The organism is Staphylococcus succinus (assembly GCF_029024945.1).
Lineage (GTDB): Bacteria > Bacillota > Bacilli > Staphylococcales > Staphylococcaceae > Staphylococcus > Staphylococcus succinus.
This window is the reverse complement of record NZ_CP118976.1, coordinates 108,341-124,741: the sequence shown is the minus strand read 5'-3', so window position 1 is coordinate 124,741 and position 16,401 is coordinate 108,341. Positions and strand designations below refer to the sequence as shown.

15 protein-coding genes are annotated in these 16,401 nt (G+C 33.6%); 5 read left to right on the top strand and 10 right to left on the bottom strand.

Annotated features, from left to right (window positions below; all coding sequences use genetic code 11):
• Window positions 1-58: 58 nt before the first annotated feature.
• The 3 genes from nadA to PYW31_RS00500 are packed head-to-tail and all read right to left on the bottom strand — an operon-like array spanning window position 59 to window position 3,517.
• Window positions 59-1,159 carry a quinolinate synthase NadA gene (gene nadA / locus PYW31_RS00510; protein WP_046837592.1) on the bottom strand — a complete coding sequence of 367 codons (1,101 nt, stop codon included), beginning with the start codon at window positions 1,157-1,159 and terminating at the stop codon, window positions 59-61.
• On the bottom strand, window positions 1,159-1,992 hold the full coding sequence (gene nadC, locus PYW31_RS00505) for a carboxylating nicotinate-nucleotide diphosphorylase (RefSeq protein WP_046837593.1): 834 nt from the start codon (window positions 1,990-1,992) through the stop codon (window positions 1,159-1,161). The genes nadA and nadC overlap by 1 nt, the downstream gene beginning before the upstream one ends.
• Window positions 1,937-3,517, bottom strand: a complete 1,581-nt coding sequence (locus PYW31_RS00500; protein ID WP_046837594.1) for an L-aspartate oxidase — start codon at window positions 3,515-3,517, stop codon at window positions 1,937-1,939. Before PYW31_RS00500 ends, nadC begins: the two co-directional genes overlap by 56 nt.
• 90 nt (window positions 3,518-3,607) lie before the next feature.
• On the opposite strand from PYW31_RS00500, the gene PYW31_RS00495 reads away from it, so the two are divergent.
• Entirely contained in the window at window positions 3,608-4,687 is a 1,080-nt protein-coding gene (locus PYW31_RS00495) for a cysteine desulfurase family protein (protein WP_046837595.1), read from the top strand.
• A 12-nt stretch (window positions 4,688-4,699) separates the two neighbouring features.
• Complete coding sequence (locus PYW31_RS00490) at window positions 4,700-5,221, top strand: transcription repressor NadR (protein ID WP_046837596.1); 522 nt, start codon at window positions 4,700-4,702, stop codon at window positions 5,219-5,221.
• A 103-nt stretch (window positions 5,222-5,324) separates the two neighbouring features.
• Here the strand turns inward: PYW31_RS00490 and PYW31_RS00485 are convergent, their stop codons facing one another.
• From PYW31_RS00485 to PYW31_RS00455, 7 genes are all read right to left on the bottom strand, one after another.
• Complete coding sequence (locus PYW31_RS00485; RefSeq protein ID WP_046837597.1) at window positions 5,325-5,780, bottom strand: DUF3021 domain-containing protein; 456 nt, start codon at window positions 5,778-5,780, stop codon at window positions 5,325-5,327.
• Window positions 5,777-6,217: a LytTR family DNA-binding domain-containing protein gene (locus tag PYW31_RS00480; protein WP_046837598.1), complete on the bottom strand. Its 441-nt coding sequence runs from the start codon at window positions 6,215-6,217 to the stop codon at window positions 5,777-5,779. The genes PYW31_RS00485 and PYW31_RS00480 overlap by 4 nt, the downstream gene beginning before the upstream one ends.
• A 172-nt stretch (window positions 6,218-6,389) precedes the next feature.
• The gene (locus tag PYW31_RS00475) at window positions 6,390-7,049 is read right to left on the bottom strand and encodes a hypothetical protein (protein ID WP_046837599.1); all 660 of its coding nucleotides are present in this window, start codon (window positions 7,047-7,049) and stop codon (window positions 6,390-6,392) included.
• A gap of 88 nt (window positions 7,050-7,137) precedes the next feature.
• Window positions 7,138-8,898, bottom strand: a complete 1,761-nt coding sequence (locus PYW31_RS00470) for a purple acid phosphatase family protein (RefSeq protein WP_046837673.1) — start codon at window positions 8,896-8,898, stop codon at window positions 7,138-7,140.
• A 246-nt stretch (window positions 8,899-9,144) separates the two neighbouring features.
• Window positions 9,145-10,203, bottom strand: a complete 1,059-nt coding sequence (locus PYW31_RS00465; RefSeq protein ID WP_046837600.1) for an NAD(P)-dependent alcohol dehydrogenase — start codon at window positions 10,201-10,203, stop codon at window positions 9,145-9,147.
• Between the two features lie 290 nt (window positions 10,204-10,493).
• Complete coding sequence (locus PYW31_RS00460) at window positions 10,494-11,168, bottom strand: ABC transporter ATP-binding protein (RefSeq protein WP_046837601.1); 675 nt, start codon at window positions 11,166-11,168, stop codon at window positions 10,494-10,496.
• Window positions 11,169-11,181: 13 nt separating this feature from the next.
• Complete coding sequence (locus PYW31_RS00455; protein WP_046837602.1) at window positions 11,182-12,231, bottom strand: ABC transporter permease; 1,050 nt, start codon at window positions 12,229-12,231, stop codon at window positions 11,182-11,184.
• Between the two features lie 226 nt (window positions 12,232-12,457).
• On the opposite strand from PYW31_RS00455, the gene PYW31_RS00450 reads away from it, so the two are divergent.
• The 3 genes from PYW31_RS00450 (at window position 12,458) to PYW31_RS00440 (ending at window position 16,379) form a co-directional block, all read left to right on the top strand.
• Window positions 12,458-13,507 (top strand): efflux RND transporter periplasmic adaptor subunit, encoded by a 1,050-nt coding sequence (locus PYW31_RS00450; protein WP_046837603.1) that lies wholly within the window; start codon window positions 12,458-12,460, stop codon window positions 13,505-13,507.
• A gap of 487 nt (window positions 13,508-13,994) precedes the next feature.
• Complete coding sequence (locus tag PYW31_RS00445) at window positions 13,995-15,422, top strand: sugar porter family MFS transporter (protein ID WP_394298761.1); 1,428 nt, start codon at window positions 13,995-13,997, stop codon at window positions 15,420-15,422.
• A gap of 18 nt (window positions 15,423-15,440) precedes the next feature.
• Complete coding sequence (locus PYW31_RS00440; RefSeq protein ID WP_046837605.1) at window positions 15,441-16,379, top strand: sugar phosphate isomerase/epimerase family protein; 939 nt, start codon at window positions 15,441-15,443, stop codon at window positions 16,377-16,379.
• Window positions 16,380-16,401: the final 22 nt, after the last annotated feature.

Genomic DNA, 16,401 nt, shown 5'->3' with positions numbered 1-16,401 from the left:
AACAAGTTTGAATGTTGTTTAAGGGCCTTTCTTTATTCTATCTTTATATATTCATTACTTATGTTATAGCTAACATGCGCTCTAAAGATTGTTTAGCATAATATGTTGTAGCTGCATCTACTTTAATAATATTATCATGATTACCCTGTTGTATTTTATCTAGACACCACGCAAGATGGGGTAAGTCTATCCGATTCATTGTCAAACATGAACACATCAACCGATTCAATGACTCTATTTCAATGTCTGTATAGGTTTGCTTCAATCGATGAACCAAGTTCATCTCTGTACCAATCACCCATTTACTTCCTTTGGGAGCATGCTTAATGGTATCAATAATATATTTTGTTGACCCTGCATAATCCGCTTTTTCAACGACCTCAAAGGTGCATTCTGGATGAACGATAACATTTACTTCTGGATCACGCTCGCGGGCATAATCAATATGCGCAGGATAAAATTTTTCATGTACAGAGCAGTGCCCTTTCCATAAGATAATACTAATGTTCTCTTCATCGCCGTCATATTCTAGTTCCTTAGTAATAGGGTTCCAAACAGCCATTGCATCTAAATCGATCCCCAATTTATAAGCGGTATTTCTGCCTAAATGTTGATCCGGTAAAAATAAAATTTTGGATCCTTGATCAAGTGCCCACTGAATAACACTATCAGCGTTACCACTAGTAACGCATGATCCCCCATTTTCACCAACAAACTTTTTAATAGCAGCTGTAGAGTTGACGTATGTTAATGGTAATATATCATCACCTAATCGCTCGGTAAGGACTTTGTACCCGTATAAAGCTTGTTCAATATTTGCCATATCTGCCATGGAACAACCCGCAGATAAATCAGGTAAATAAATATGTTGATTGTCATTGGTTAATATATCTGCAGTTTCAGCCATAAAATGCACACCATTAAATATGAAATACTCCGCTTCAGTGTTTTCCTTACATATTCTAGCCAATTCCAATGAGTCGCCCATTACATCTGCAAACTGTGCAACTTCATCCTTTTGATAATGATGCGTTGGCATAAACAACCTAGACCCTAACGTTTCTTTAATCGCCTTTATTTTGTCGATTAATTCAGTTTCTGACATATTAACATATTTTTCTGGTAAAGCTTGAGCATCTTCTAATATAGGATTAAACATTACATGACCACCTTTGCTGATATATCTAATGCACGTTGTGTATAAAAAATGGCACCAATCGAAATATAATTGACACCTGTATTTGCATAATCTATGACATTATTAATATTAATATTGCCAGAAGCTTCTGTCTTAATATTAGAAGGCACGCGGGTGATGTATTGCTGAATCCAAGAAGGAGATCTATTATCAAACATGATGATATCTACGCCTACTTGAATCGCTTCATCCAGTGCTTCAAGCGTCTCAATTTCTACTTCTATCTTATCCATAGGCCCCATCATTGTCTTTGCTTTAAGCACCGCTTGTGATAATGATTCACTATAGGCAATATGGTTATCTTTCAACATAATGCCGTCATTTAATGTACGTCGATGATTATACCCACCACCAACTTGTACAGCATACTTTTCAAACATGCCTAACCCTGGTGTAGTCTTTCTAGTATCTACAATTTGGACGCCCGTGTGTCTAACCTTGCTGACAATTTCATTTGTCATCGTAGCAATACCAGACATACGTTGAATTAAATTTAAAGTGATACGTTCCATTGTAAGTAACGTTTGTACATGCCCTTGTACTATCGCTAGCGTTTGACCTTGCTGAATTGTATCACCATCTTCCACTAATAGATCAATATGAATACTAGGTTCAATTAATTTAAAACTTTCATTAATAATGATAGTTCCACAAAATATACCTTCTGCTTTAGATACAATCGTTAACGTTCCACATTGCTGTACATCAAAAATACTTGTAGCGAGATCTCCATAATGATTATCCTCTATGTAAAATTGCTTGAGTTTCTCTTGAACGTTTAATTTGTTTAACACGTAATGCTGCCCCCATTTCTATTTCAATATCAATATTTTGAAAATTTTTATTGCGCTTTGGATAATCTATACGATAATGTGCTCCTCTTGATTCTGTTCTATTTACAGCTGACATACATACAATTTCCAAAGTTTTTAGTCTGGCATATTTTTGCCAATCCTCTCGTGTGAAGTCTTCTACTATTGTATGTTCCATAAGGCATTGCTGAAGCTCTTTCAAATAGCGCTTCATAGATTGCCCATCTCTTTCTATACCTAATTTGTCAAAGCTCTGTGAGATTAATTGTTCATATAGTCTTTGATCAATTTTTGGAATTCGAAGTTGAGACGGCTGACATCTTGATTTTTGACGTATCGGCAAGTTATTTACGATGGCCGCACACCGTTGTCCCATCACTAGACCTTCCAATAATGAGTTACTTGCTAAACGATTCGCACCATGAAAATTCGTATTACTGACTTCACCAATGGCATATACATGCGCCAGTGACGTTGTGCCATCAATATTCGCCTTAATTCCTCCCATCGTATAATGCGCCCCACACGAAACAGGAATTCGTTGCGATTTATATTCATCCGGAAAGTATGTTATAACGTTGCGGTATATCCCGGGAAATTTTTTGGAGAAGTCTTCAATAGGTTTAATATCAATCATGCATGTATGACCCAAACGCTGTTGGTGAAATATGGTTCTACTGGTAATATCTCTTGGCGCTAGACTTGCCAATGGATGTACTTCATCCATAAATTGCTTTCCATATTCATTAACTAACTTACCTCCATCGCCCCGTACTGCTTCAGATACTAAACCAAATGTTTGCGTGGATGTACCTAATAAAGTTGGATGAAATTGAATCATTTCCATATGTCTTAGTGGGATCCCATGATGTAGTGCTATTAAATGCCCTGTACTTAAAGTGTTTGAAGCACTCGAATGTGTTTGGAATAAATTACTATAACCTCCGGATGCTAAAACAATTTCATCACCTTGAACTACTATTTGATGATTATTTTTATCAATGGCTAACACACCTGAAACTTCACCATTATCATCTCGTAATAAATCCACAACTTCAGTTTCTTCATAAAATGTGACAGCCTTATCTTTAACTGCTTGTATTAAATGTTTCATGATGTATTGCCCTGTTTGATCTCCACCAGCATGTACAATACGCGGCTTTGAATGTGCCCCTTCCATTGCTAATGCCAAGGTTTCTCCATCAATCCGTTTATCAAAATTCATACCTTCATCTATTAGTTGTTGGATACACACATGACTATGCTGTATCATTTCTTGAATAATATACTCATCACCTAATTTGTGCCCAGACATAAATGTATCTTCAACATGTAATCTAGCTAAATCCTTTTCTTGATTGGAAAAACAAACGCCCCCTTGTGCCAAATGACTATTATTTTGTTTCAAAGTGTCTTTTGTCATACATATAATTTGAATGTCTTTATGAAGTGCATGTACAAATGACAATGCGGCAATACCTGAACCAATTACAATAATTTTCTTCAAATTTACACCTAACTTTACATATATGTTAACATTTAGTTTACAACTATATTTACACAAATTACTGTATATTACAAGTGGGGGTAAAAAACAATGATTTATTTAGACAATGCAGCGACAACTCAACCTGATAAGGTAGTACTCGATATCTATCAGCAAACACAGCACAATGCATTTTATAATAGTGAAAGCTTACATACTGGGGGAAATCATGTAGATTATCTCTTGAGAGATTGTAGAAACTATTTAAAATCTTATTTCAATACTGAAAAAGAAGTCATTTTTACACGTAGTGGTTCCCATGGTAATGAAATTGCCATACATAGCTATTTAACTTATAGCACAAGATCCAAAATATTAGTGTCACCATTTGAACATCCTTCTATTTTCTCAGCACTAGAGTCTTTTAAAGATCAATTTACCATCATATTTACTCCACTTAATGACGAGGGAGAAATTGATATTAATCAAACACAAGCTTTATTGAACGGTGACATTGCTTTGATTATTATGCAGCATGTTAATTCCGAAACCGGATATATTTTACCAGTAGATACTATTGCTAAATACGCGCAACAATATTGTATACCTATTCATGTTGACGGTGTCCAAGCTGTAAACAAGTTACCTGACATAGATATATCTATGTTTACCTCTTATGCATTTTCAAGTCATAAATTTCATGGTACGAAAGGCGTGGGGACTTTATTAATTAGCCATGAATATGTAAAACCATTAAATAGTCATTATTTTCATGAACAGTTCACACAAAATGGCACACTAGATACTCCAAGTATTGTGGCAATGACTAAAGCTTTATCTATGACAACTGACTTGAAACATATGGTTCAATTAAAGACGCATGCACTTAAACGCGCACAAGCTTTGAATTTTTCTCCTATTCGATTCAATAAGGAATCCTCTCATATACTGGCATTATTATCTCCTAAATTTGAGGCGCAATATATCATGCAGTCACTTTCGAGTAAAAATATTTGTATCTCTACAGGAACTGCTTGTGGGCATGGTATGTTGTTAAGTGAGGGTTTACAGGTTAAAATAAATACAATAGCTCATGATGCGTTAGACCAATATATGCGTCTGTCATTTTCTAAAAACAATACGATTGCAGACATTGATAGTTGCTTTAACCATTTAGCAATGATTATTTAAGGAGAGATTGTTATGGAAACACCTGATCAACGTAGAAGCCAAATCGTACAATTACTTACCGCTTCACAACAACCTATTAGCGGTAAACAATTAAGTGAACAATTTGATGTTTCTCGTCAAATTATCGTTAAAGATATTTCAATACTGAAGTCGCATCACTATAATATCAATGCTACGAGCAAGGGTTATCATATCGATATAGCACCCCAAGGTAAAGGCTACAAACGCATCATCGTTTGCCAACATGCTCAAGAATCTATGGCTGAAGAACTGCAAATCATACTCGATAATGGGGCAATGATTGATGATGTATCCATTGAACATCCCGTATATGGCACATTAAAAGCCGACTTAATGATAGAAACGCATAAAGATTTACAACAATTTTTAGAACGTATGGACAAATATAAAGGTAAAATGATCGCAAACTTAACTGATGGTATGCACTTACATACGATCTCTGCCCATACTGAAAAAATATTAGACAACGCAGTCCGTGATTTATCAGATCATCAATTTATTGTGGAAGAATAATTTTACTGAGTTTATATTAAGCGCTTATTGTCGTTTCGTTGAATAATTGGATAAAAAAAAGACATGGACGTACAATTAGTTTTCATTGTACATGCATGTCCTTTTATTTAAGATTATGCAATTTATTATTAATATTATCGATAGTTTTTTGATTTTTTGATCGAGCAATAAACCATATAATAAAATAAAGAGTGAGAAATATAATTACAAAACTAAGAAGACTATATATTTTCAAAGGAAACCAGCCTGCCAGTATAGCCATTGGAAAAAATAAAAATAAAATCACTAAAAAATGCGTTATTGTTGCCTGAGTAATATTCATGTCAGTGTGAGAAAAAATCATGCTAGCAAAAGCAAATATAATTCCTATTGCTGCCCATATTAACAACGCAATAACAAAAATTTGTAGGGCATTTAAATGCTTTTCATAAATTTCACCCATGTATGAAGAACTGCTAACTGGATGATAACATCCATCTTTCGCCAAGAACGAAAAGAAAATAGAAATCACTATACCTATAAACCACCCTACTGAAACACCCTTAAAAATTCTTATCATAATTCCAACCTCTCTTTTATAGATTTTAGGTAACGTCTAGATGAATAAGTGACAATATCATTTTTGAAAAAAATTTTAATTTGACCTGTGGTCGTCATTGAAAGGTGATCAAGATAGTGTATATTAATAATTTCTGATTTAGATATCTTTATGAAATGATGATTGATGATTGCTTCAATTTCATAAAGTCTTTTATTAAGCACAAATTTTTTTGTCTCTGTCTCCATTTTTACAACTTTGTTTTCAGTAAAAAACCTATAAACTTCAGATAAATTCACGCGATAAATATGGTCGCCTAATTTACCAATTAATACCTTTGTAGCATCAATTGATTGAACATACTGTATTAAACAATTAATATCACTAGACATCTCAATGGCATCAATGTAGACAGCATTTTCTGTTAAATTGGAATCGATGTTTACTTTCAATTTCATCAAGTTACCCTCCCTAACTAATATTAAATCAAATGCGATGCTTTTTTTAAATATAGCATAGATTAACGGTAATAATTTTAATACAAGTGGTGATATATTTTGCTATGAACGACAAAAAAACTCATCAAACGTAACGTTTTGATGAGCACTTCATTGTTTTAGACTGGTCTTATCAATCTTTAGATTTCTCCAATATTTTTTTCCATTCTTTCTTCAACGTTTTATTTTTCGTTTCTTTGAAAATGACATTCGGCTTTAAGTTTGGATCTTTGTCATTATAGTCTTTATATGAAAAACCACTAGATAGCGTCACAGATTCGTCCGATTGAAAAGCATAATAATATACTTTACCGTTGTCTGCGAACAAATACTTTTTAATGGGTTGTTCCATGTTTGCAACAGATTGGTATCCCTCAATATTTGAGAGCTGCTTTGCCGCTTCATCATATCCTTTAGTTTTATTATTTGATGTGTACATTGAAACTCCCACTAGGTTATGTATTTTAAAATGCTTGGTACCGGGTTTTTTATTATCAATGACTTGAATTTCTCCGTCATTCGTTAAACCGTAAAAATCACTATTAGTATAACTTCCGTTGCTTAAATAACGATTCGACACAGCTAAACCTTGCTTTTTAGCTACTTGATCAGATATATTTAATACGTCTTTTTTAAGCTGCTGTCTTTGTGCCTTTGTAAATGATTTGGTTTCTTTTTTCTGATGTGCTGCTTGTGTATCTTTTTCTGATTTTTCATGATGTTGTTGACTCTGACAACCCGTAGCAGAAAGTATGATACCCAATGATAGCAAACTATAAATTACGCTTTTCATGTCAAAACTCCTTATAATATATGAATATACGAGATTAGCATGGTAATGTCATACCAAACCAATCTCGTATATGATTTAACACACATGACTATTTTTGAGGTGCTTTATCTTTTAAAATTCCGAATTCGTCTACTAATTTAACTTCGCGTTGTTCACCTTTACTGATGTCTCCATATAGCTGATAAATTTTAACTTTAAGTTTATCGCCTTCTACTTCATATACAGAGAAGTTTTGCTCTGAAGCATCACGGTTATTTTCATGACTGTCTTTAAATGCTTTAGATTTATGTGGTTGATTACCTAATGCAAACAAACTGTTATAGTGATCCAGTTGTTTTTGCGTTAAATTACTCAACTCTGGACGTACTTTTTTAATATGCTCTAAGGATCTGTCATATAAATTATCATAAGCTTTTGTGCCACCTGTATTAGGTAATACATAAACTGAACCTTTAGGATTATCATAGTATTCTACATTATCTTTACCTAGAACTTGAGACGCATCTTCTCGTTTCGCATTAACAAAACTATTCTTAGTAGATGTGTGTTCTAAAGGATGTGTACGAGATAACACATGGTCATGACCTTGTAGTACTAAATCTACATCTAATTCATCAATTTGTTTCGTTAATTCTTTTCTTATCTTACGGACATCTTCATCTGATAGTGCATGATAAGATTTAGAATACATTGGTTTGTGAAGATTCAAGACAACCCAGTTCGCTCCATTTGCTTTAGCCTTCTTGATATCTTCTTTAATCCATTTCATTTGTTCTTTACCAATTGCTTTTTCATCTGGATTATCTTTTGATTTTTTATTATCATTCGTATTCGCTACAACCATATGTGCACCATTGTAATCAAATGAATAATACGATCCTCCATTTACAGCGTTATTTTCTTTTGGTACATTGACATGGTTATTATATGCATTTAATAATTTATCATCTTCTTCATTTAATGCGTATTCATCATGGTTACCTGCTGCAGTAGCTATAGGTAAAGACATGAATGATGGTCTTGATTGTTCATATAAATCTAACCATTCATCTTCGACTTGCGCTGTTTCTACATAATCTCCTGTATGTAAAGCAAAATTAGGATTTCCTGCAGTGTTGATGGCTTGGTTCAAAGTATCTGCACCAAACTGCGCTTCATTTCTTACATGTTCGTTCCAATAGGCATTTTGAGTATCTGTGTATTGGACAAACTTAAATGGATCGCCTTTATCTCCAGATGTTTGAAATTGGCCTACTTCACTTTGAGGACCATTTTCACTACCGACTTTATAGTAATACTTGGTGTTCGGTTTCAAATTTTTAGCTTTAGCTTTATAATTATACTCTTCAACATTTGTCATTTCTGATTTACCTTGCATGTCACCACGTGTCCATTCAGGGCCACTAGCGTTTTTATCAGTATAATAGCCGTTCACTTTTTCTTTCCCATTTTCATCTTTAATTGCCTTACCTTCATCATCTTTTTCTATGTCAGCAAATATAAAGTTCCCATTCTTATCTCTTTCTATGTACTTCGACTTTACTTTCTTAGCTTTTGCATCAAATGATTTTGCGTCACTAAAATCACCCGTTTCCGAGACCCATACTTTTGCATCTTTAAATTTATCCGTAGTATACCAATTGAATCCCATCTTATTCTTAGTGTCACCATTAAAATTAGTAATAATTCGATTAGGGTTGTTCTTTTCAGGTACTGGTGCTACCTCTGGTTTATTTTTTAAAATTTTGATTCCCTTATTTTCTTGCTGTGTACTTTCAGTTTGTGTATTTGGCTCGCCACCTGGTGCACTCGCTTCTACACTATTTGTTGGCATTCCGAATGATAACATGAGCAATAAACTCGCTGCCCCTGTTGTTAAAAATTTCAATTTACTTTTCTTCACATTAGCCCCTCCTTTACCTTCTTATATTTTATTATATAAATAAAATGTTAATAATTAGTTAATATAATAAGTCGTTTTATTAATATTATGTAAATTTTATATTCGAAATTTTATAATATATATTTCAGTTGTTTTTTAATATAAAAAACACCCACTTCTATCATTAGAAGTAGGCGCTTTTATCTTATATTTTTATAATATTTCCATATCTATAACAAAACGATATCTTACATCACTTGCTAATATACGGTTATATGCCTCTTGAACTGCTTTAGGATTGGCTTGAATTGTTTCAATCATCGGTAGAACTTGATTATCGGCTGCAAATTGTATCATTTCTTCAGTAATCGCTATACCACCTACATTTGACGCTGTTAATATAGCTTGTTTTCCAAATAAACTGCCTACATGGAATGTTTGCGGTTCGCCAGCGAGTCCAACATAAACCATCGCACCATTTACTTTTAATAAGCTAACATAGGCATCAACATCTAAACTTACCGCTACTGTATTTAATATAAAATCAAATTTACCTTTTAATTTATTAAAAGTTTCAACTTCAGTTGTTAATTCATAGGCATCCGCACCAAATCTTTTGGCTTCTTCATTCTTACCTTTAGAATGACCCAGTACTGTTACTTCGGCTCCCATTTTATGTGCAAATTGGACTGCTAAATGACCAAGTCCACCCATTCCAATAATGCCAACTTTCTTTCCAGGACCTACATTCCATTTTTTCATAGGATTATAAGTAGTCACGCCCGCGCATAGAAGTGGACTAGCCACATCCAAGTCCAATGTATCTGGAATACCAATTACAAAATGATCTTTAACAACAATATCATTAGCGTAACCACCATAAGTAAGTTCGCCATCGTAACCTTTACTGTTAAAGACGACAACTACACCTTCTATACAGAATTGTTCATCACCATTTTGGCAATGTTCACACACCCCACATGAATCGACAAAACAACCTACGCCAACACGATCTCCAACTTTAAATTTGGTTACATCACTACCTACTGCTGACACAACACCAGTAATTTCATGTCCTGGTACTATCGGGAAATTTGCACTACCAAAATCATTATCTACCACGTGAATATCCGAATGACAAATCCCACAATATTTAATATCAATTGCTATATCGTCTTCTCTTAATTCTCTTCTTGTAATTATATTTGTTTCAAATGATTCATAATCTGAAGTTACGGCTTGTATCACACGTGTTTGGCATTTTTCACACATATCAGCATTCCACCTTTATATTTTATATGAAGATCAAAAATGTTAACTATATGTCATTTAACTCTAGTTAATATTACCCGATGCAAAAAAGTGTACACTCTAGAGTTAACTCTAGGTTAATATTAGAAAACTATTTGAATTAATTATCATTATACAGATACTATTATTTATCTATTAACACTCCCGGCACAGTGACCTATATCGGTCTGTTCACTTCTGTTTATTAGAACCTCATACAAAATAAAACCACCTCACTAACTTATAAATCGTTAATAAGGTGATTTTGTAGATTATCTTTCAACAGTTTCTAAACTCAGTTTGCCATCTTCCATAGTATAAACTTTATCGCAATAACTTTTTAATCTTTCATCATGTGTCACAACGAGACACACTTTATTTAAATCTTTTGTTTGTTGTTTTAAGATATTCATTACTTCTAAAGCATTATCAGTATCTAAAGAAGCCGTGGGTTCGTCTGCTAGGATGATACTTGGATTTGTATAAAGCGCTTTGACAATCGCTACACGTTGCTTTTGTCCCCCAGAAATTTCATTGGGTAATTTATTTTTGATAGTTGATAAGCCAAGCTTGTCCATGAGTTCACGTAATGTATTATCTTTTAATACTTGGTTGCTATGTTTTTTTAATAATACAAATTGTTGTTTTACCGTTAAAAATGGTACTAAATTGGTTGCTTGTAAAATGAAACCAATTTCCGCCATTCTCGATTGAGACAATTGTTTTTGATTCATTTCAGTAATATCTTTGCTATTTATAATGATTCTACCGGAAGTCGGTGTCTGTAAAGCGCCTGCCATAGTAAGGAAAGTACTCTTCCCTGAACCAGAAGGGCCAACAATACCTACCACTTCCCCTTTATGAAAAGTTAAATCTGTAGATTTTACAGCTTCAATGGTCCTATCACCGTCTTTAAAAGATTTTGTAACCTTTTTAAACTCTAACATTTTAATCACTCCTTTAGCCTATAGCTTTCAATGGATCTACTTTTCGAACTGTCAATATTGAAAATAAACTGCCAACAATAGATACTAAAATCAATCCTATTCCAAAAAGAATCAATGTTAGTGCATTAAACGCGACAGGAACAGCTGCTGGTATAAAAGCACCTGTAATTAATGTAAGTACTAAACCTATAACAGTGCCTATAAGGGCGATAATAAACGTTTGTGCTAAAACGACTCTAGCTAAATAGCCATTAGTAAAACCTTGTGCCTTAAGTACACCAAATAAACTCGTTTTTTGTAGCGTAATTACATACAAGAAAATACCTATTACAGCTGCAGAAATAATAAACAAGAAGACAATCATAAAATTCAACGTCGTATTCTGTGCTTGGTACCCTGGTAATGATTCCACAAAATCTGAAATGGCAACTGCTTCTAAATTATTACTTAAATCTTGCTCTTTCCAATTTTCATCTTTAATTACTACTGCATTTGTCTTATCCTCATTAAACATAGGATTTATCTTCTCCATTGTTTGAGCATTAGAAAACAGCACCGGAGAAGCATTATACTTAGCACTTTCACTAAAGCCAACGATGGTCAAGGATTCATCTGACTGAGACAACGTTAACTTATCACCTAATTTGAATCCTTTTTCCTTTAAAGTTTTGTCTGCAACGACTTCATTATTTTCCTTAAAAGCATGACCAGAAATTAATTTAGGCATTAAAAAGGATTTAGATGCAACGCCAAACAACAGTGCATTTTCTTTTTCCTTAGCATTGGAAACAATAACTCCTGTTTGTGTTAAATATGCTTCTTTTTTAAAATTTCCATCTACTTCTTTTTTATCAATCACTGACTGTGCTACTGTCTTATTGGCATCTTTATTTAAAATAATGGCATCTGCATGCCACTTATCTATACCTTCTCGGTTCATATTAATTAACCCGTTCGCCAACCCGGATAAAAAGAATAAAAGGTAACTAACCATAACTAAAATCCCAATAATTAGTCCGAATTTCAGCTTATTTCTACGTATTTCATTCCATGCTAAGTACATACACTCACCCCTATTAATAAACATCTATGTTTAATATATTAACTCTAATTATATATGTAGGACAATTGATTTAAAAGTTTTAAAAATTTATTTTGTTAAAAAGTATTATGTACAAATAAAATGCCCTTAAAGTTTTCCCACTCAGTTCAACGACCTTCAATACAGTTGTGAACAACGTTTCAACTTATTTTCTATGGGTACTTATCAAGTTGGCAGGTGATATATAATGAAAAATAAAAAATTATGGATATTTATTATCATGCTTATTGTATTAATTATTGTAGTGTCCTATTTTGTATTAAAACAAACGCATGTAATAGATCAAAAACAACATAGTTCTTACCAAACTTATACGGTAAAAAAATCAAATGCTTTAAAATTAAAAGGCAAGTCCTCTCCACAAACAATTAAAACTTACCAAGAAAATCGAGAAATTGGAGAATACATACGTCCACAAATTCAAAATAACCAAACAGTACGCAAAGGAACACCGCTTGTGTATTACGATACTAATCATAGTATTCGACCGAAGTTAGTTGAAGATGTTAAAAAAATGCAAAACTATATTGAGAGAGATTATGATTTAATTAATAAACATCCTAATAATCAAACGTATCAACAACGATTGAGTAAAGATCAGGATAAATTAAGTCAAGCTCAACAAAACTTAACGTTACATGACAACAAATCAAGTAAAGATATCTACGCCACATTTGATGGTAAAGTAAATTATATTAATAAAGATATTGATAAAAATGGAAATATTCTCCAACTTATCTCTAATCAACCTCAAATTAAAACGACTATTTCAGAATATGATATAGATAAAGTAAAAGAAGGCGATAAAGTAAATATTTCGGTCAATAAAGGGGATAAAAAACTACAAGGTAAAGTGATACAAATTGCAGATTTGTCGACAGAATCACAAAAAAGTGTCGATCATGCTTCTAAAGATAAATCAACACCCATTCAAGATGTAAGTAAGCCTTCTAAATATGCGGTAACAGTTGGCAATTTAAATACACCTATTAAAGATGGCTTTACTGTAGACATGAATATTCATGTAAATACAATTCAATTGCCAACAACTGTCCTAACCAAAGATAACAACGTATTTGTAGTCGACGAGCACAACAGAGTTCACAAACGTGCTATCATAACTGGTCATACAGATGATAAAGTTATCGTTAAACAAGGCTTGAAAGTTGGAGAAAAACTAATTAAGCATCCTAAATCCAATCTTCAAGAAGGTCAAAAAATAAAGCCTTCTGAATAAAAAGTATATTTATCAAAATTAGTTTATAACGAACACGCATTTTTGATTTAGTGCCCCGTGTTATATCGACATCACACGAGACCTATTTACATTATTGCGTGTTTTTTATTTTACTAATGCATTTCTTAAATTTTCTACACTTTATGTTATAACAAGCAACCTATCCCCTCTTACACATTCAAATAATTAAACTTCTTTGATTAAAAATTGTTTTTCGTGAAACATTTTATATAACTATATTTTTGTACATTTTTTCGAATTATCTCGCAACTCAAACTTGTAATATTACTTTTTAAATAAATTTTTATTAATCCTCTCAATCCCACTATTTACGAACACTCTAGCATTTTCACTAAATATTAAAACCATTATAAGCCAAAAAATATTTGACTAGGAAAGGTTTACAATTATAGTGTTTTTAATAACAACTGTTGATTATATTTTAGTAATTTATTGGTTTTTCTTATAAAGAACGGAGGTTTTAATCATAAAACACTCATCAAATGATATAAAAAACAGAAAGATGCTCAAAATTACAATTATTTCTACATTAGGTGGTTTACTTTTTGGGTTTGATACAGGGGTTATTAATGGTGCACTACCGTATATGTCACTTTCAAGTCAACTGGATTTAACACCAGCCACAGAAGGCTTAGTATCGAGTTCGCTCATCTTCGGTGCAGCTTTTGGTGCAATATCAGGAGGTACACTTTCAGATACATTTGGCAGGAAGAAAATGATTATGTGTTTAGCCATCATTTTCTTCTTCGCAACAATTGGCTGTGGATTATCACCTAACGTCTTTTCGATGGTCTTATTTCGAATCATTTTAGGTTTAGCTGTTGGTGGTGCTTCAGTAATCGTCCCTACATTCTTATCTGAAATGGCTTCTAAAGAACAGCGTGGCCGAATGGTTACACAAAACGAACTCATGATTGTTACTGGTCAGCTCACCGCTTATATAGTCAATGCTGTTTTAGGTAATGTCGTCGATAATGAAGGTATTTGGCGTGTTATGTTATTAGTCGCAACTGTGCCTGCAATCTTCCTATGGTTTGGCATGCTCACTGTGCCAGAAAGTCCTAGGTGGTACGCAAGTAAACATAAATACTGGCCAGCTTACAACATTTTACGATCATTAAGAGATGAAAAAACCGCAGAAACTGAAGTACGTGAAATTAAGACACATATTGATAATGAACAACGTTTAAAATTAGAATCTAGAATCTCATTTAAACAACCATGGGTTCGACGTATCCTTTATATTGGTATTGGAATTGGCGTCGTTCAACAAGTTACTGGTGTTAATTCAATTATGTATTATGGGACGGAGATATTAAGAGATGCAGGGCTTGCTACCAAAGCAGCACTCATTGGTAACATAGCTAACGGCATTGTGTCAGTATTAGCTGTATTTGTAGGCATTTGGTTATTAGGTAAAGTTGGACGGAAACCTATGTTAATGGTTGGTCAATTAGGGGTTATTTCTACACTCACTTTGCTAGGTATTTTCCCAATTATATTAGGGGATAGCCCCATATTTCCATATATTGTACTTGCTTTAACCGTGACCTTTTTAGGGTTTATGCAAGGCGCTATCGCTCCGGTAACGTGGTTGATGCTATCTGAAATATTCCCGTTAAAGGTTAGAGGTTTTGGCATGGGGGCTAGTGTATTTTTCTTATGGATTGCTAATTTTTTAGTTAGCTTAATATTCCCTATCCTTCTAGGCAATATCGGTTTATCTAACACATTCATCATATTTGCAGTGCTTAATGTCATTTCAATTATTTTCGTTAAAAAGTTCTTACCTGAAACAAAAGGCAAATCACTTGAAGATATTGAAGATTATTTCAAATCACAAATGAAAACAAAAAAACAAAATACGCAAAACATCGTTAAACAATATAAATGATAAGCGGAGGTATGAATAATGAAACTTGCATATTACACAGATAGTCTTCCTCATATGTCACTTGAAGCAGTATTAAAAAAGATTACACAACAAGGTGTCTATCATATAGAACTGGCGACAGGAGGTTGGTCCCCTGCGCCTCACTTAAATCTTAACGAACTTCTATCCAATGATACAGCACGTGCTGACTTACAATCACTACTTGCTAAGTATGGCGTGAAAATCGTTGCTTTAAACTGCTCAGGTAACCCTTTGGATCCAAGAGAAACTGGTAAGCAACATCGAGAAGTTACATTAAACACATTTAAATTAGCGAAACTTCTCGACGTAAAGACGATTGTTATGATGAGTGGATTGCCTCCCGCTTCACCAAATGATGAAACACCGAATTGGATTACAACCACTGTAAGTTGGCCGCCAGAGTTAAAAGTGTCACTGGATTACCAATGGTATGAAGTAGCTATTCCTTATTGGAAACAGCTCGTACCTATTGCCAAGCAATATGGCATTGAAAAAATAGCGCTAGAAAACCACGGGACACAGCTCGTCTATAATCCAGAAACTTTATTTAAATTAAGACAGGCTGTTGATCCTATGATTGGCATGAACCTAGATCCAAGCCATTTATTTTGGATGGGTGGTGACCCCATTCAATGTGCGCGAAAGCTTGAAGACGCCATACACCACATGCATGGTAAAGATTTGAGAATTGAAGCTGGACCCGTTGGTTTAAATACTGTGCTAGAAACAAAAGATATCAAAGATACTAAAAATAGAGCATGGAATTATGTCGCTGTAGGCCATGGGCATGATTTACAGTGGTGGAAGACTTTCTTCTCTGTTGTTAGGATGGTCGGTTACGATGGTTATGTATCTCTAGAGATGGAAGACTTTACAATGTCTGCTGAAGACGGTGTTGACGTGTCTATAGAAGCTTTGCAACAAGTCATTGTGTAATAAAATTATGCTATTAAATGAA